Annotated in this window: 18 protein-coding genes; 9 read left to right on the top strand and 9 right to left on the bottom strand. The window is 74.9% G+C overall.

Translation table 11 applies throughout. The features are described 5' to 3' along the window. Positions 1-72 precede the first annotated feature (72 nt). Together HUT16_RS28225 and HUT16_RS28220 are read right to left on the bottom strand one after the other, a co-directional pair. Complete coding sequence (locus HUT16_RS28225) at positions 73-813, bottom strand: hypothetical protein (protein ID WP_254898021.1); 741 nt, start codon at positions 811-813, stop codon at positions 73-75. An 80-nt stretch (positions 814-893) separates the two neighbouring features. Beyond that, positions 894-1,697: a HEAT repeat domain-containing protein gene (locus HUT16_RS28220; protein ID WP_176190859.1), complete on the bottom strand. Its 804-nt coding sequence runs from the start codon at positions 1,695-1,697 to the stop codon at positions 894-896. Between the two features lie 107 nt (positions 1,698-1,804). On the opposite strand from HUT16_RS28220, the gene HUT16_RS28215 reads away from it, so the two are divergent. Further along, a complete protein-coding gene (locus HUT16_RS28215; protein ID WP_176190858.1) occupies positions 1,805-2,854 on the top strand; it encodes a S9 family peptidase in 1,050 nt (349 codons plus the stop codon). 400 nt (positions 2,855-3,254) lie between these two features. On the opposite strand, the gene HUT16_RS28210 is transcribed toward HUT16_RS28215, so the two are convergent. Together HUT16_RS28210 and HUT16_RS28205 are read right to left on the bottom strand one after the other, a co-directional pair. Further along, positions 3,255-3,449, bottom strand: coding sequence for a hypothetical protein (locus HUT16_RS28210; protein ID WP_176190857.1), 195 nt, complete (start codon positions 3,447-3,449; stop codon positions 3,255-3,257). A gap of 201 nt (positions 3,450-3,650) precedes the next feature. Next, entirely contained in the window at positions 3,651-5,186 is a 1,536-nt protein-coding gene (locus tag HUT16_RS28205) for an MFS transporter (RefSeq protein WP_176192907.1), read from the bottom strand. A gap of 299 nt (positions 5,187-5,485) precedes the next feature. Between HUT16_RS28205 and HUT16_RS28200 the strand changes: the two genes are divergently transcribed. From HUT16_RS28200 to HUT16_RS28185, 4 genes are all read left to right on the top strand, one after another. Beyond that, complete coding sequence (locus HUT16_RS28200; RefSeq protein WP_176190856.1) at positions 5,486-6,478, top strand: Lrp/AsnC family transcriptional regulator; 993 nt, start codon at positions 5,486-5,488, stop codon at positions 6,476-6,478. A gap of 179 nt (positions 6,479-6,657) precedes the next feature. Further along, positions 6,658-8,211 carry a Re/Si-specific NAD(P)(+) transhydrogenase subunit alpha gene (locus tag HUT16_RS28195; protein ID WP_176190855.1) on the top strand — a complete coding sequence of 518 codons (1,554 nt, stop codon included), beginning with the start codon at positions 6,658-6,660 and terminating at the stop codon, positions 8,209-8,211. Between the two features lie 6 nt (positions 8,212-8,217). Next, complete coding sequence (gene pntB, locus HUT16_RS28190) at positions 8,218-9,648, top strand: Re/Si-specific NAD(P)(+) transhydrogenase subunit beta (protein WP_176190854.1); 1,431 nt, start codon at positions 8,218-8,220, stop codon at positions 9,646-9,648. 165 nt (positions 9,649-9,813) lie between these two features. Further along, on the top strand, positions 9,814-10,164 hold the full coding sequence (locus HUT16_RS28185; protein WP_176190853.1) for a hypothetical protein: 351 nt from the start codon (positions 9,814-9,816) through the stop codon (positions 10,162-10,164). A gap of 160 nt (positions 10,165-10,324) precedes the next feature. Here the strand turns inward: HUT16_RS28185 and HUT16_RS28180 are convergent, their stop codons facing one another. The 4 genes from HUT16_RS28180 to HUT16_RS28165 all read right to left on the bottom strand — a co-directional run bounded on the left by HUT16_RS28180 (position 10,325) and on the right by HUT16_RS28165 (position 12,171). Next, positions 10,325-10,546, bottom strand: coding sequence for a DUF397 domain-containing protein (locus HUT16_RS28180; RefSeq protein ID WP_176190852.1), 222 nt, complete (start codon positions 10,544-10,546; stop codon positions 10,325-10,327). A 179-nt stretch (positions 10,547-10,725) separates the two neighbouring features. Then, the gene (locus HUT16_RS28175; protein WP_176190851.1) at positions 10,726-10,947 is read right to left on the bottom strand and encodes a DUF397 domain-containing protein; all 222 of its coding nucleotides are present in this window, start codon (positions 10,945-10,947) and stop codon (positions 10,726-10,728) included. A 179-nt stretch (positions 10,948-11,126) separates the two neighbouring features. Continuing rightward, complete coding sequence (locus HUT16_RS28170) at positions 11,127-11,348, bottom strand: DUF397 domain-containing protein (protein ID WP_176190850.1); 222 nt, start codon at positions 11,346-11,348, stop codon at positions 11,127-11,129. Further along, the gene (locus HUT16_RS28165; protein ID WP_176190849.1) at positions 11,338-12,171 is read right to left on the bottom strand and encodes a helix-turn-helix transcriptional regulator; all 834 of its coding nucleotides are present in this window, start codon (positions 12,169-12,171) and stop codon (positions 11,338-11,340) included. Before HUT16_RS28165 ends, HUT16_RS28170 begins: the two co-directional genes overlap by 11 nt. Positions 12,172-12,300: 129 nt before the next feature. Between HUT16_RS28165 and HUT16_RS28160 the strand changes: the two genes are divergently transcribed. From HUT16_RS28160 to HUT16_RS28150, 3 genes are all read left to right on the top strand, one after another. Next, positions 12,301-12,783: a hypothetical protein gene (locus tag HUT16_RS28160; RefSeq protein WP_176190848.1), complete on the top strand. Its 483-nt coding sequence runs from the start codon at positions 12,301-12,303 to the stop codon at positions 12,781-12,783. A 63-nt stretch (positions 12,784-12,846) separates the two neighbouring features. Further along, on the top strand, positions 12,847-13,215 hold the full coding sequence (locus HUT16_RS28155) for a hypothetical protein (RefSeq protein ID WP_176190847.1): 369 nt from the start codon (positions 12,847-12,849) through the stop codon (positions 13,213-13,215). After that, positions 13,212-13,493 carry a hypothetical protein gene (locus HUT16_RS28150; protein ID WP_176190846.1) on the top strand — a complete coding sequence of 94 codons (282 nt, stop codon included), beginning with the start codon at positions 13,212-13,214 and terminating at the stop codon, positions 13,491-13,493. The genes HUT16_RS28155 and HUT16_RS28150 overlap by 4 nt, the downstream gene beginning before the upstream one ends. Before the next feature lie 94 nt (positions 13,494-13,587). Here HUT16_RS28150 and HUT16_RS28145 read toward each other — a convergent pair whose 3' ends face one another. Then, positions 13,588-14,451, bottom strand: a complete 864-nt coding sequence (locus HUT16_RS28145) for a LysR family transcriptional regulator (RefSeq protein WP_176190845.1) — start codon at positions 14,449-14,451, stop codon at positions 13,588-13,590. A gap of 93 nt (positions 14,452-14,544) precedes the next feature. Here HUT16_RS28145 and HUT16_RS28140 point away from each other — a divergent pair, with 93 nt between their 5' ends. Beyond that, a complete protein-coding gene (locus HUT16_RS28140) occupies positions 14,545-15,282 on the top strand; it encodes an SDR family oxidoreductase (RefSeq protein WP_176190844.1) in 738 nt (245 codons plus the stop codon). Positions 15,283-15,425 lie beyond the last annotated feature (143 nt).

The following is a 15,425-nucleotide window of genomic DNA, read 5'->3' as shown; positions in this document are numbered from 1 at the left end:
GCCCGCCCCCGGCGGATCGAGCGGGCAGCGGCACCCCCGGCGAACGCCCCACCCGGCCCGGCGGGGCGGGAGTCAAGAGCGGGCGAACGTCCGGCGCAGGTCGGCGAGGTGCGGGGTCCCGGCGGGGAGGTCGAGCCGGTCGAGCAGGGCCAGTGCGGGGGCCGGGGCCACGTCGCCGTGGACGTCGCGGTGGCTCGCCAGCAGCGCGCGGAACAGAGCCGGGTGCAGGGCGGGCAGGCGGGCGGCGGTGCGGTAGGCGGGTTCCTTCACCGTCCAGGGCACCGGGCCCGAGTGCTCCAGGACCCGGCGGGCCCGGCGCAGCCGTGGTGCGGTCGGCTCGCTCACCACGCGTTCGACGTCGTCGCCGAGGACTTCGGCGAAGGCGGTGGCGGCGGTGGCGCGGTCCTCGAACCAGTCGACCCACAGCGAGTGGGTGACCGCCTCGGCGTCCCGTTCCGCCTCCAGGCGCTGCCGGTAGCCGTCCCACAGCACGTCGGCGGGCAGCGGGCCGTCCTCGCCCCGGTGCGCGGAACCGATCTCGCAGGTCACCCAGTAGTCGTCGAGCAGGTCCAACAAGCCGAAGGCCAGGGTGAGTTGACCGGCCCGGTCGAGATCCTCGGCGAACACCCCGGCGGCCCAGGAGTGCGCCACCTGGTTGGCGGTGAGCGGCACCCCGGGCTGTCCGTCGCTCACCCACCCGTCGCCCGCCGACCGGACACCCCGCCCGGCCAGCCAGCTCCGGGCCGCCACCGCGGCCCGCCCCTCCGCCAGGTCCGCCCGGCCCGCCGAATCCACCCGGTCCACCTCGTCCATCCGGGAAGTATGGCAAGCCGCACGGAACCGGGCCGGGAAATAATTCGGGAGCGGGGCCGGGGCGGGGTCCGGCGACGGGGTCAGAGCGGTTCGCGGACGGCCTCGACCGCCTCGCGCACCTCCGGGTCGGGGTCGTCGGCGAGGCCGTCCAGCAGGGCGGCGACGCCGGGGGTGGACCAGCGGCCGATCGCCCACACCAGTTCGGCGCGGACCCGGGCGTCGGGGTGGGCGGCGAGCGGGGCCAGCTCGGGGACCGGGCCGCGGCGGCGCATGCCCAGCCAGTGCAGCGCGTCGGAGAGCGCCGCCGGGTCGCCGGGGTCGCCCGCCGCGGCGATCCGGTCGAGCAGCACGGGGACGGGCGGCGGCGGGCCGTCCAGCGGGTGCGGCAGCCGGGCGCGCAGGCGGCTGCCGCCGTACTCGCCGCGCACCCGGCAGCCGAAGCAGGTGCAGGGGCGGACGCCGTTCGAGCCGGGCCAGTAGCGCCAGCCGACCACCTGCGGGGCGGTGCGGATCCGGTGCACCTCGGCGGGCCGCACCGCCCGGGGCAGGAACACCTCCCAGCCGCGCGGGTCGTCCCGGGCCGCGATCAGCCGCACCGCCTCGGCGGCCGTCACCGGCCGGTGCTCGTCCCGCGTGCGCCCGGCGTAGTGCCCGGCCAGCACCTGCTGCCCGTCGTCCAGCCGCACGTGCACGGCCACCATCCCGCCCCTGGTCCCGCGCCGGGCCAGTTCGCGCAGCCACTGGTGGGTGAGCGTGTACGAGGGCAGCACCGGGAAGCAGTACACCCCGCGCGCCCCGCCCGGCCCCCGGCTGTCCGCCCTGATCCCGGAACGCCGCACGCGCGGCGCGTCGGCCGCCGAAGTCAGGTGCACGAACATCGCCATGCGCGGGATGCTACGGGCCCCGGGCGTTCGGCCCCGGGGAGGGGTTTTCGGACGCAAGGCTTTTCGGACGCGGGCTCTGCGGACCCGCAGACGGGCGGGGAGCAGGGATGAACGGGGACGGGCTGTCGCTGGACGACGGGCGCGCGGTGCGGCTGCGCGTGCCGGACGGGGCCGCGCGGGCGCCGGTGGCGCTGCTGCTGCAGCCGTTCGGGGCGTGGGACGCGGACGCCGCGCTGCCCGCCGAGGTGTCGGGGAACGGGCCGGTGCGGCTGTTCGCCGACCTGGGGGCGGCGCTGGCCGGGGCGGGGTGCGCGGCGGCCTCGTTCGACACCAGGTTCGTCACCGAGGACCGCCGCGGCGGGGCGGGCTCGCCCCGGTTCACCTTCACCGGCCTGGTGGACGACGCCGTCCGGGCGGTGGAACTGCTGCGGGCGCACCCCGGGGTGGACGGCCGGCGGGTGGCGCTGCTGGGCGTGTCGATGGGCGCGGAGGTGGCGTTGGCGGCGGCGCAACGGCTGGGCGGCGAGGCGGTGTTGGTGCTGGTCGCGCCCAAGGTCGAGGCCGGCCCGGTGTTCCAGCGCTGGCTGGGCCTGGACCGGCGGCTGGAGTGGCTGCTGTCCGGCGCCTTCACCGGCCCGGACGGCAGCGTCGACCTGGCCGCGGCCCGGGCCGACCTGTCCGGGCGCAGCGGCTGGTGGGAGGAGTTCGACCTGCCGGAGCGGTTCGGCCCGCGCGCCGAGCCGGAGGTGCTGCGCGCGGAACTGGCCTGGGAGTACGACGCCTGGGAGCGCGGCGCGCTGGACGGCTCGGACGGCACGGCCCCCGCCTCGTTCTGGCGGGACTGGTACGCCCAGCCCGCCCCGTACCGACGCCTGTCCGGCCTGCGCGGCCGGGTCGCGGTGCACGTCGGCACCGAGGACTGGACGACCCCGCCGCGCCACGCCCACCTGCTGCACCGGGCGGCGACGGCGGGCGGCCTGGAGTCGCGGCTGACCGTGCACCCGGGGCTCGGCCACCTGCTGTCGCCCCGCACGGCGGCCGGGCTGCGCACGTACGGGCCGTTCGACCCGGGCTTCCTGCGCTCCGTGACCGCCTCGGTGGGCGACCTGCTGGGCACGCCGCCCGCCCCGGCCGCACCCGCGGCGGCGACCGGCTGATCCCCCGGCCCCGGGCCCGGCGTCCAGGCCGGGCCCGCTCACGGACGGCGGTCGGGCGGAGGGGTTCCGGTGGGGGCGGCGCGCCGGGTGGTTCAACTCGCCTTGCGTTCCTGGGATCGTCCCGGCGGCGGGGTCCACCCGCTGTACTGCACCGGACGGCACGAGCTTCCTCGCCCGCCCGCACGATCCCGCTCTACGGCAGCGTGGCCGGACACCGCCGACCGCGTCTCCCGGAGGACCGCCGGGAGGAGCCGGCCGAGGAGGTCCGGCGGCACTTCCCGACCCTCCGGGCGCCCTCCGGCACAGACCCGTCCGTCCCGGCACCGTGACGGGGGCCGGGACGAGCACCGGGGGCCGGGACGAGCACCGGGGCCGTCGCGAGCACCCGGGGGCCGCCCGGCTACCGCGCGTTCCGCGCGGGGTGCGGCCAGTCCGGGACGTCGCGGACGTGGATGCGGTCGTCGCACCAGGCGCACTCCCACTCGCCGAGGTCGATGTCGTAGGCGAGGCGGCCGCAGTGGACGGGGATGGGCTGGCTGCCGAGGTGGGTGGTGTGCCAGTCGGTGCGCTGCAGGGTGGGGTTGCTGTTGGTCATGGGAGGCAGCGTGGCAGGGGGGACTGACGGTCAGTCAGTGTCGGGGCGCGGCCGGGAGCCCGCCCGGCCGAGGAGGAAGCCGAGCGGGACGGTGGCCGGGCCGAGATCCTGGCCCTGGAGGAGCGCCGCTGCACCGGCCTGACCCCACGGACGGCCGCGCCCCCGGCCCGCATCCCGGCCCGCGCACCCCGGCGGGCCGGTTCAGCTCTGCGGGGTGGCCGCCGACTCGGGCGTCCGGTCTCCGGGGCGGCCGGCCGGGGTCGGGCGGGCCGTCGGGCGCAGCAGCAGGGCGCAGGCCAGCGCGGCGAGCAGGGCGAGGGCGGCGGAGACCAGCAGGCACAGCCGCATGCCGTCCAGGAACGATCCGCCCAGTGCGGCCAGCGCCCGGCCGGTGGCGGGGCCGAGGTCGAGCCCGGCGACGGCGCCGAGGCCCTGTTCGCGGGTGGCGTCCAGGACGCGCGCGGCGCTCTCGGCGGGGACGCCCGCGTCCGCGAGCCGTCCGGGCAGGGCGTCCAGGGCGCGGGTGGTGAGCAGCGTGCCGAGGACGGCCGGGCCGAGCGCGCCGCCGACCTGGCGGATCGCGTTGTTGCCCGCGGCCGCCATCCCGGCCAGGTGGAAGGGGACGGCGGAGACCGCGGTGGCCGTCATCGGGGTGAGCACCAGGCCCATGCCGAGGCCGAGCAGCACCAACCGCCAGGCCAGCGCCGGGTAGGAGGTGTCGGCGTCGACGCCGGTCATGGCGAGCAGCGCGGCGGCGGTCAGCACCAGCCCCGAGGTGATCAGCACCCGGGAGGGGACGCGGTGCATCAGCCGTCCGACCGGCAGTCCGGCCAGCAGCGAGGTGCCGGAGACCAGCACCAGTCGCAGGGCGCCCTGCATGGTGCTCAGGTGCTGCACCATGCCGAAGTACAGGCTGAGCACGAAGAAGAAGCCGATCAGGCCGAGGAAGCTGACCATGGCGACCAGCGCGGTGGCGGTGAACGCGGGGCTGCGGAACAGCGCCGGGTCCAGCATCGGGCTCGCGCTGCGCCGTTCGACCAGGACGAAGGCGGTGCCGGAGAGCGCGCCGAGCGCCAGCGCGGCCAGCACGGCGGGTTCGCCGAAGCCGTCCGCGCCGCCCTCGATGACGCCGTAGACCAGCGCGGTGACGGCGACCGCGGCGGTGACCTGGCCGGGCCAGTCGAGCCGGCGGCCGTGCGGGGCGCGCGAGTCGGGCAGCCGGAGCGCCGCGACCACCAGCACCAGCAGCGACACCGGGACGGGCAGCAGGAAGATCCAGCGCCAGCCGGTGTGCGCCAGCAGCGCGCCGGCGATCAGCGGGCCGACGGCGAGCGAGGCCAGCATGCTCATCGCCCAGAAGCCGATGTACTTGCCGCGTTCGCGGTGGTCGGGCACGGCGTGGCTGATCAGCGCGAGCGTGGTGGGCAGCAGGGCGGCGGCGCCGAGGCCGGAGGCGGCCTGGCCGATCCACAGCACCTGCACCGACCCGGCCGAGAGCGCGACCGCGGCGCCCGATGCGCAGAACGCCAGCCCGGCCTGGAAGACCTTCTTGCGGCCGTGGACGTCGCCCAGGACGCCGGTGGTGAGGATCAGCGCGGCCATCGGCAGCACGAACGCGTCCGACACCCAGGAGAGTTGGGAGGTGGAGGCGCCCAGCGCGCGCTGGATCGCGGGCAGGCTCACCGACACGGTGGTGACGGGCAGGTAGGCGACGAAGACGCCCAGACAGGCCAGCACGAGCGTGGCGGCCCGACCGCCCTCGACGGCCTGACCGGCCTGACCGGCCGCGCCGGGGCCCGGGGTCGTTGCGGAGTTCACGCGGTGGTTCCTTCGGCTGCTGCGGGGCGCGGGCCCCGCGTCCTCGGCGCACCGCCGTCCGGCGGGCCCGGGCCCGGGGCGGCGGCCGGCGGTGGTCGGCGGCGGCCGCCCGCGGAGCCGCCGACCAGCTTCGCCGGTCCGCGGTCGAAACCGGCAGCCGATCCCGCCACGCGTGCACGAACCTCCATCCATGGCCGATGAAGTGGCATAGTTCCGCCATGCCAGACGATCTGGACCGAAAAATCCTCCACGGCCTGCAGTGCGCGCCCCGGGTCCCGTTCCGGCGGCTCGGCGAGGTGCTGGGCGTGTCCGAACAGACCGTGGCGCGCCGCTACGCCGCCCTGCGCCGGGACGGCGTGCTGCGCGTCGTCGCCCTCGGCAACCCGAGCGCGCCCGGGCAGGCGGAGTGGATCGCCCGGCTGCGCTGCCGTCCGGACGCGGTCGGCCCGCTGGCGGCGTCCCTGGCCCGCCGCTCCGAGGTGGCGTACGTCGGGATCGCCTCCGGCGGCTCGGAGATCATCTGCATCATCCGCTCCCCCGCCGGCACCGCGGGCGACGACCTGCTGCTGCGCCAACTGCCCCGGGCGAGCGCCGTCCTGGACGTGAACGTCGACCTGGTGGTGCGCACCTACGGCGGCCCGGGCACCGCGTCCTGGGCCGGTTCCGGCGCCTCGCTCACCCCCGGGCAGGTGCGCCGGCTGATCGCCGACCGGCCCGTCCCGGCCGATCCCCCGCTGCCGCTGCCCGAGGAGGACCTGCCGCTGCTGGACGCGCTGGCGGAGGACGGCCGGGCCACCCACACCCGCCTCGCCGAGCTGACCGGCTGGTCCAAGCCGCGGGTCGCCCGCCGCCTGGAGGCCCTGGAGGCGGCCGGATCGCTCACCTACGACGTCGACTCCCTGCCCGAACGCCTGGGCTACGAGCTGAACGCCACCCTGTGGCTGCGGGTCGACCTGGCCCGGCTGCACCGCGTCGGCGAGGAGGTCGGCGGCCACGGCGAGTGCGCCTTCGCCGCCGCGATCAGCGGCCGGCACAACCTGATGGCGGTGGTCATCTGCCGGGACACCCCCGACTTCTACCGCTACCTCACCACCCGGCTGGCCCCGGTCGAGGGCATCGGCGACTACGAGATCAGCGTCCGGGCGCGCCGCCTGAAGCAGTCCGCCTCCCTCATCCGGCACGGCCGGCTGATCCACCCCGGCCTGGCCTGACCCCGCCGCCCCCCGCCGGGTGTAGTCCGGTCGGTGGGAGTTGTGGTGACACATTTCACCGTTCGCCCCGTTCTGCCGGAGGGGGTCGGGAGTCTAGGTTCCTGCGACCAGGGGGAGTAGTTCCCCTCCGGTCACGGAACACGTCCGGCACCACCTCCTCCGACGAGAGAGAACGAGCGATGTCTGGATACGACTCCTCGCCCCGCCCGCCCCAACGGGTCGGCGTGGTGGCCGAGTCCGCCCCCGGGGAGACCCGGGTGGCGGCGACTCCGGCCACCGTGCGCGGCCTGCTGGCCCTCGGCTACGACGTGGTCGTCGAGCCGGGGGCCGGTGCGGCGTCCGGTTTCGACGACGCGGCGTACGCGGCGGCGGGCGCCGCCACCGGGGACGCCTGGGCGGCCGACGTGGTGCTGAAGGTGAACGCGCCCTCGGACGCCGAGGTGGCCCGGCTGCGCGAAGGCGCTGCCCTGGTCGGGCTGTTGGCGCCCGCGCAGCACCCGGAGCTGCTGGCCGCGCTGGCGGCCCGCGGGGTGACGGCGCTGTCGCTGGACGCGGTGCCGCGGATCTCCCGGGCGCAGTCGATGGACGTGCTCAGCTCGATGGCGAACATCGCCGGGTACCGGGCCGTGATCGAGGCCGCGCACGCCTTCGGCCGGTTCTTCACCGGGCAGGTCACCGCGGCCGGCAAGGTGCCGCCGGCGAAGGTGCTGGTGGCGGGCGCGGGCGTGGCCGGGCTGGCCGCGATCGGCGCCGCCTCCAGCCTGGGCGCGATCGTCCGGGCCACCGACCCGCGCCCCGAGGTCGCCGACCAGGTGAAGTCGTTGGGCGGCGAGTACCTGGCGGTGCAGGCCGTCCAGGAGGCGAGCACCGACGGGTACGCGAAGGCCACTTCGGCGGACTACGACCGGGCCGCCGCCGCGCTGTACCGGGCCCAGGCCGCGGACGTGGACATCGTGATCACCACCGCGCTGATCCCCGGCCGGCCCGCGCCGAAGCTGCTCACCGCCGAGGACGTGGCGGCGATGAAGCCGGGCAGCGTGGTCGTCGACATGGCGGCCGCGCAGGGCGGCAACGTGGCCGGCACGGTGGCCGGGCGGACGGTGGTCACCGACAACGGGGTGACCCTGATCGGCTACACCGACCTGGCGTCCCGGCTGCCCGCGCAGGCCTCGCAGCTGTTCGGCACCAACCTGGTGAACCTGCTGAAGCTGCTCACGCCGGGCAAGGACGGGCAGTTGGCGATCGACTTCGAGGACGTGGTGCAGCGCGCGGTGACGGTCGTCCGCGACGGCGCGACCACCTGGCCGCCCCCGCCGGTCGCCGTCTCGGCGGCGCCCGCCGCGCCCCCGGCCCCGGCCGCCCCGCCCGCCGCCGAGCCCGCCCGGGCCACCCCGGCCGTCCGGTTCGGGCTGATCGGCGCCGGGATGCTCGCGCTGTTCCTGCTGGTCGCCTTCGCGCCGCCCCAACTGGCGGAGAACTTCACGGTGTTCGCGCTCGCCGTGGTGATCGGCTACTACGTGATCGGCAAGGTCCACCACGCCCTGCACACCCCGCTGATGTCGGTCACCAACGCGATCTCCGGGATCGTGGTGATCGGCGCGCTGCTGCAGATCGGGCACGAGAGCACCCTGGTCACCGTGCTGTCCTTCGTGGCGATCCTGCTGACCAGCGTGAACGTCTTCGGCGGTTTCGCCGTCACCCGCCGCATGCTGAGCATGTTCTCGAAAGGCTGAGCCGAGATGACGTCCCTCACCGCCGCGCACGCCGCGGACCTGGTCGCCGCCCTGCTGTTCATCCTCAGCCTGGCCGGGCTCTCCCAGCACCGCACCTCCCGGGCCGGTGTCGTCTACGGCATCGCCGGGATGGCCCTCGCCCTGACCGCCACGATCGTGGTCGCCTCCCGCTCGATCAGCGCGGGCGCCGTCGCGCTGATCCTGCTCGCGATGGTGCTCGGCGCCGCGATCGGCCTGTGGCGGGCCCGCCGGGTCGAGATGACCCAGATGCCGGAGCTGATCGCCGTCCTGCACAGCTTCGTCGGCCTGGCCGCCGTCCTGGTCGGCTGGAACAGCTACCTGGAGGTGGAGCGGCACGGCGACGCCCAGACCGCCGTCACCGCCGACCTGCTGACCATCCACCACGCCGAGGTGTTCATCGGCATCTTCATCGGCGCGGTCACCTTCACCGGCTCGATCGTCGCCTACCTGAAGCTCTCCGCCAAGATCGCCTCCCGGCCGCTCGTGCTGCCCGGCAAGAACGCGCTCAACCTGGGCGCGCTCGGCGCCTTCGTCGCGCTCACCGCCTGGTTCACCGTCGCGCCCTCGCTGGGCCTGGTGGTCGCCGTCACGGTGCTGGCCCTGCTGCTCGGCTGGCACCTGGTCGCCTCGATCGGCGGCGGCGACATGCCGGTGGTGGTCTCCATGCTCAACAGCTACTCCGGCTGGGCGGCGGCCGCCGCGGGCTTCCTGCTCGACAACAACCTGCTGATCGTCACCGGCGCGCTGGTCGGCTCCTCCGGCGCCTACCTCTCGTACATCATGTGCAAGGCGATGAACCGCTCCTTCCTGTCCGTCATCGCGGGCGGCTTCGGCATCGAGGCCCCGGCGAGCGGCGACGCCGAACAGGGCGAGCACCACGAGGTCAGCGCCCGGGAGACCGCCGAACTGCTGGCCGCCGCCAAGTCCGTCATCATCACCCCCGGCTACGGCATGGCCGTCGCCCAGGCCCAGCACCCCGTCGCCGACCTGACCCGCCGGCTGCGCGAACGCGGCGTCGAGGTCCGCTTCGGCGTGCACCCGGTGGCCGGGCGCCTCCCCGGGCACATGAACGTCCTGCTCGCCGAGGCCAAGGTCCCCTACGACATCGTGCTCGAAATGGACGAGATCAACGACGACTTCGCCGAGACCTCCGTCGTCCTGGTCATCGGCGCCAACGACACCGTCAACCCCGCCGCCCTCGACGACCCCGCCAGCCCCATCGCCGGCATGCCCGTCCTCAAGGTCTGGGAGGCCGAACGCGTCGTCGTCTTCAAGCGCTCCATGGCCTCCGGCTACGCGGGCGTCCAGAACCCGCTGTTCTTCCGCGACAACACCAGCATGCTCTTCGGCGACGCCAAGCAGAGCGTCGACCAGATCCTCCAGTCCCTCGCCACCCTCGACCCGGCCCTGACCTGACGCCCCGCCTCCGCCAACGGCCCGGGCCCGGGAACGCGCAGGTGCGTTCCCGGGCCCGGGCCGTTGGTGTGCCGCCTCCCGGTCTTGTGCCGCCTCCCGGAGCGGAGGAACATCGGAGCAGCGCGGCCCGCCCCGGGCCGTGCCAGCCCCGGGGGGAGCCGCACGGTGGACGCAGTGGAGTCCGGACACACCGAGGCCGTCCAGCGGTACCGGTTGGGCCGGGTGACGGCGGAGGTGCGGGAGGTCGACGGTCGGCGGGTGCTGCGGATCGGCGACTGGTCGACCGTCGTCGACGACCGGACGGAGATCCGCCACGAGAACGGCCGGTTCCTGCTGAGCCAGCGCATCGTGGTCGTCCAGCCCGGCCGACCCGCGTTCGTGCACCGCTACCGGCTGCCGTGGGGCAAGCAGCTCGGCCCGTTCTGGCAGGTCACCTACGACTACTGGGACGCCGAGGCCGACGACGAGGGCCTGCCGCTGGTGGAGTTCCTGGGCGGAACCAGCAACTGGCGGTGAGCCCGCCCCTCCGCCGAACGGCCCGGCTGCGCGCCCTACCCGGCTGCGCGCCCTGCTCGGCCGGGCCCGCCACGACCTCGAACTCGCGGGGCGCCGCGTCGGCGCCGGGCAGGCGGTCGTCCTGGTGCGCCGCGCAGCGGTCGGCCCGGGCGGGCGCGGGTCAGATCTCGCCGAACTCACCGGCGGCGGTGGCGGCGCAGAAGGCGGCCCAGGCTGCCGCCGGGAAGACCAGCACCGGCCCGCCCTGGTCCTTCGAGTCGCGCACCGGCACGATGCCGTGGGCCGCGTGCAGGTTCGTCGCCGGCTGGATGCACTGACCGCCGTTGTTGCTGTAGCTGGAGCTGCGGAACTCCGCGCCGCTCAGGTCGTGGTCACGATCCATGGTGTCCCTCCCGAAGGCCGTCGGCTGTCGCCGCGGAAGCCGACATGCCGTCGGCTTCCACCTGACGCCGATGCTAGTTCCTCCGTCGCGCCGGGGGGCCCGATCCGCCAGAACCTCCCGGGCAGCAGAACGCCCCCTCCGAGGAGGGGGCGGCCCGGCTGAACGGAGTTGACCGGAGGTCAGATCTCGCCGAACTCACCGGCGGCGGTGGCGGCGCAAAAAGCGGCCCAGGCTGCCGCCGGGAAGACCAGCACCGGCCCGCCCTGGTCCTTCGAGTCACGCACCGGCACGATGCCGTGGGCCGCGTGCAGGTTCGTCGCCGGCTGGATGCACTGACCGCCGTTGTCGCTGTAGCTGGAGCTGCGGAACTCCGCACCGCTCAGGTCGTGGTCACGGTCCATGGTGTCCCTCCCGAAGGCCGTCGGCTGTCGCCGCGGAAGCCGACATGCCGTCGGCTCCCACCTGACGCCGATGCTAGTTCCTCCGCCGCACCGGGAGGGCCCGATCCGCCAGAACCTCCCGGACAGCAGAACGCCCCCTCCGAGAAGGGGGCGCCCGGCTGAACGGAGTTGACCGAAGGTCAGATCTCGCCGAACTCACCGGCGGCGGTGGCGGCGCAGAAGGCGGCCCAGGCCGCCGCCGGGAAGACCAGCACCGGCCCGCCCTGGTCCTTCGAGTCACGCACCGGCACGATGCCGCGCGCCGCGTACAGGTTCGTCGCCGGCTGGATGCACTGACCGCCGTTGGCGCTGTAGCTGGAGCTGCGGAACTCCGCACGGCTCAGGTCGTGGTCACGGTCCATGGTCTTCCTTCCGAAGCCTGCTGATCTTCGCCACGGAAGCCGACGTGCCGTGGGCTTCCACCTGGAGCCGATGGTAGTCCCTCTCCCACGGTCGGACGGTCTCGATTTCACGCGTGAGGATGCCCCGGTGCTGGGATTCCGTGTACGCGAGTACGGATCGATCGGCCATGGTCAGCAGGGTCACCGACATGTAGAACGGCACAATCTCTCCCAGGCTGTACGGGGCGAGCTGCAGGGTGACGTTCGGTCGGTCCGACAGCTCCACGAGATGGTCGAGTTGAGCCGCCATCACCTCCCGGCCGCCGATCGGACGCCTGATGCAGCTCTCGTCCAGGACGACGTGCAGCAGCGGCGGCTTCGACTGGTCGAACAGGCGTTGGCGGGCCGCGAGGAAGTCCATCCGCTCGTCCGCCTGCGCCTGGGTGATCGCGCCGCGCTTCACAGCGGCCTGAGCCACCGCCCGCGCGTAGGCCGAGGTCTGTAGCAGCCCCGGGACGATGCCCAGTTCGAACAGGCGGATCTCCACCGCCTTCGCTTCCTCCGCCGCGTACTCGGGGAAGCCCTCCAGCAGGCTCTGGTTCTTGAGGCTCCACCACATCAGCCCCAGCGTCCCGCCGGTGGCCAGCGCCTCGTCGGCCCGGGCCGCGAAGTCAGCGGTGGGACTGCGGGTAGCTCTTTCGATGCACGAGATGAGGGTGTCGCTGTACCCCATGAGGTCGCCGAGCTGCACCTGGGACAGGTTCCGTATCTCCCGCGACCTGCGGAGCTGTAGGCCGAAAGCAGCAGCGGGAGATGACGAGGGGTCAAGTTCCGTACGACGCATGCTCGATCACTCTTTCGACGCCGAGTCCCCCACGGGACAAGAGTCAAGTGCGGAAGGCTTCCGATGCTACGCCCGAATGCCGATCCTGATGACACATTGGCGAGAACAGGGAACGGGCGGTGACCATCGGTGGGCAACTCCCTGCTTGACCGGCTGGACAGGAGCGAGCGCGCCTTCGCGTACAAGGTGCGCGACGCGGTCCGGGACGCCTTCAACTCGGCGGGCCTCAGGCTGCCTTCGCTGGCGGTGGAGAAGACCGCCACCGGCGCCTACCTGGTGCAACTCGGCGGCGTCGCCCCGTACGTGGCGGGCGAGTTGGCCACCCTGGTCTGGACGGGCGCGCCCTACGTGCACGCCGTGCGCGGCGGGGAGTTCACCGGGGCGGCCGGGGTCGAACGACTTTACGAATATGGCGAGTTGCTGTTCGACACCGCGACCGGCCGCATCGGCGAGCTCTCCCGGGTGACCGAGCAGGGCGAACTGCTGCTGCGCCCCGTCGGCCCGGACGGGGGCGAGCCCTGGCCGGTCGGCCGGGGCGGGGTGCGCCATCCGGCGTTCGCGGACCTGGTGCGGGCGGGAATCGTCCGGCCCGCGGGTCGGCCGTCGAGCTGACCGGCCTCCATCCACATCCACACTCACATCCACATCGACACCGACATCGAGGCGAGGAAGCACGTGCGGTACACCGGACAGCCGTTGGAGGAGGGCGACGTCCTCCAGCGGTTCCTGCGCGGCAGGTTCACCGAGCCCGAGCAGGCCGCCGATCTGCTGGAACAGGCGTTCAGAGCAGCCCGGTTGGACCCGCCGGCCGGGTTGTCGCCCGTCTACCGGGACGACGTGCTGCCGGAGTTCGGGGCCCTCGCGCTGGGGTGCGTCGGCCTGCCCTGGGTGCAGAAGCTGGCCGAGGCCCTGGCCGAACTCGCCTACCTGCGCGGCGAGTTGCCCGCCGCTCCCCCACCGGAGCGCTCACCGGCGCGCCCGCCGCTCGGCCCCGCCGCCCGTCCCGCCCGTCCCGCCCGTCCCGTCCTGGGCGCCGCCTCATGAGCGGCACCGCACGACAGCGCGCCTGGGAGATCGCCGAACGGCTCTCCCGGGCCGGCGGCGGCGACGCCAAGCTCGCCACCACCCCCACCGGCTACCGGATCGAACTCACGATCACCCGCCCCGACGACACCGCCGACCACCGGGCCGTCCTGGACGCCCTCGCCCTCGGCGACCACTGGGGGCACCACTACTCCCCGCCCTCCCGCAACAACGGCACCGCCCGCGAGGTCGTCTGGGCCGAGGTGCACAGCAACCCCGGCGAACGGGAAGGGAGTTGACCCGCACACCGGGCGGTCGCCCGTCCCGCGCAGGCCGGGCGGTGACCGGCGGGCCGGGGCCGGGTGGGCCGGGGCCGGGCGGGCCGGGGCCCGGTCACAGCCGGGTGGCCGTGCGGACCAGGCCGGCCAGGGCGAGGGAGCGGCTGTGCGCGGGCCAGGCGAGGTGGGTCACGACGAGGGGCGCGTCGGTCAGCGGGACGGCCGCGTGCTCGGCCCAGAGCCAGGAGCGGGCGGAGTCGGGGACGACCGCCACCGTGCGTCCCAGGGCGATCAGTTGGGCCAGCTGGGTCTGGTCGCGGATCTCCGGGCCCGGGCCGGGGGCGTAGACGCCGTGGGAGGGCCAGCGGGCCAGCGGCAGGTCGGGGACGTCCCCGATGTCGGCCAGCGACAGGCTCGCGCGGGCGGCCAGCGGGTGCCCGGCCGGCAGCAGGGCGACCTGCCCCTCGGTGACCAGTGGCTCGCTGTCGAATCCGGCCAGGGAGTTCCACGGCGTGTGCATGAGCGCGGCGTCGGCGCGCCCGTCGCGCAGCAGTTCCTCCTGCTCGCACATGCCGCACAGCAGCACCTCGACCTCGGCGCCGCCGGGTTCGGCCGCGTGGGCGTCGAGGAGCTTGCGCAGCAGTTCGTGCGAGGCGGCCGCCTTCACCGCGAGCACCAGCCGCCCGCCGGGGCCGCCCGGGCCGTCGGCGCCCCCGGCCCGCCGGGTGCGGCGGACGGCGGCGGCCGCCGCGTCGAGGGCCGCCCGGCCCTCCCGGAGCAGCACCTCCCCGGCGCCGGTCAGCCGGACACCGCGGCGGTTGCGCTCCAACAGGCGTACCCGCAGCCGCCGTTCGAGCTGCTGGATGGCCCGGGACAGCGGCGGCTGGGCCATCCCGAGCCGCTCGGCGGCGCGTCCGAAGTGCAACTCCTCGGCCACGGCCACGAAGTACGCCAACTCGCGGGTCTCCACGGTGTCCACGGCCGACAGCCTACGCGGTGATACCCGCCGGGTATCACAGGGCACCGTACCGGTGTTGGCCGCACCGCCCGCCCAGCGGCCAGCATCGTCGGCATGAGCGAAACGAAGACCGCGCTGGTGACCGGCGCGAACAAGGGCATCGGCTACGAGATCGCGGCCGGACTGGGCCGCCTCGGCTACCGCGTCGGCGTGGGCGCCCGCGACGCGGCCCGGCGCGAGGCCGCCGTCGACCGGCTGCGCGCCGACGGCGCGGACGCGTTCGGGGTGCCGCTGGACGTGACCGACGACCGCAGCGTCGCCGCCGCCGCGGCCCTGCTCGAACGGCAGGCCGGACGGCTGGACGCCCTGGTCAACAACGCGGGCGTGTCGGGCGAGATGGGCCCGGGATGGTTGCAGGACCCGACCGTGCTGGACCTGGAGGTGGTGCGCGCCGTCGTGGACACCAACGTCCTGGGCGTGGTCCGGGTGACCAACGCGATGCTGCCGCTGCTGCGGCGCTCCGCCTCCCCCCGGATCGTCAACGTCTCCAGCAGCGTCGGCTCCCTGGCCCGGCAGGCGGACCCGGACACCGAGGTCGGCCCCGTCATGGCGGCCTACGCGCCGTCGAAGTCCTTCCTCAACGCCCTCACCCTGCAGTACGCCCGGCAGCTCGCCGGGACCGGCATCCTCGTCAACGCCGCCTGCCCGGGCCTGGTCGCGACCGACTTCACCGGCTTCCACGGCCCCCGCACCCCCGCCGAGGGCGCGGCCACCCCGATCCGGCTCGCCACCCTCCCGGACGGCGGCCCGAGCGGCGGCTTCTTCGAGGACGCCGGCGTCGTCCCCTGGTGATCCACCGGCCCGCCGGGGGGCCGTGAAGGGTCTCGCGGGGTGTACCGATACGTGACCGATTCGCCGACGGGCCCGCACCGCCTACCGTCGGAGGCAGCGGACGGCACACCCCGCGAGACCCTTCACGACAGCCCTCCCGACGC

The sequence above is a fragment of the Kitasatospora sp. NA04385 genome, assembly GCF_013364235.1.
Classification (GTDB): domain Bacteria; phylum Actinomycetota; class Actinomycetes; order Streptomycetales; family Streptomycetaceae; genus Kitasatospora.
Note: the sequence above shows the minus strand (reverse complement) of the source record. Positions and strands in the feature narration are given on the sequence as shown.

Coding starts and splice junctions, on each gene's coding strand:
- HUT16_RS28225 (WP_254898021.1), bottom strand. CDS start 813: ATGGACGAGGTGGACCGGGTGGATTCGGCGGGCCGGGCGGACCTGGCG.
- HUT16_RS28220 (WP_176190859.1), bottom strand. CDS start 1,697: ATGGCGATGTTCGTGCACCTGACTTCGGCGGCCGACGCGCCGCGCGTG.
- HUT16_RS28215 (WP_176190858.1), top strand. CDS start 1,805: ATGAACGGGGACGGGCTGTCGCTGGACGACGGGCGCGCGGTGCGGCTG.
- HUT16_RS28210 (WP_176190857.1), bottom strand. CDS start 3,449: ATGACCAACAGCAACCCCACCCTGCAGCGCACCGACTGGCACACCACC.
- HUT16_RS28200 (WP_176190856.1), top strand. CDS start 5,486: ATGCCAGACGATCTGGACCGAAAAATCCTCCACGGCCTGCAGTGCGCG.
- HUT16_RS28195 (WP_176190855.1), top strand. CDS start 6,658: ATGTCTGGATACGACTCCTCGCCCCGCCCGCCCCAACGGGTCGGCGTG.
- pntB (WP_176190854.1), top strand. CDS start 8,218: ATGACGTCCCTCACCGCCGCGCACGCCGCGGACCTGGTCGCCGCCCTG.
- HUT16_RS28180 (WP_176190852.1), bottom strand. CDS start 10,546: ATGGATCGTGACCACGACCTGAGCGGCGCGGAGTTCCGCAGCTCCAGC.
- HUT16_RS28175 (WP_176190851.1), bottom strand. CDS start 10,947: ATGGACCGTGACCACGACCTGAGCGGTGCGGAGTTCCGCAGCTCCAGC.
- HUT16_RS28170 (WP_176190850.1), bottom strand. CDS start 11,348: ATGGACCGTGACCACGACCTGAGCCGTGCGGAGTTCCGCAGCTCCAGC.
- HUT16_RS28165 (WP_176190849.1), bottom strand. CDS start 12,171: ATGCGTCGTACGGAACTTGACCCCTCGTCATCTCCCGCTGCTGCTTTC.
- HUT16_RS28150 (WP_176190846.1), top strand. CDS start 13,212: ATGAGCGGCACCGCACGACAGCGCGCCTGGGAGATCGCCGAACGGCTC.
- HUT16_RS28140 (WP_176190844.1), top strand. CDS start 14,545: ATGAGCGAAACGAAGACCGCGCTGGTGACCGGCGCGAACAAGGGCATC.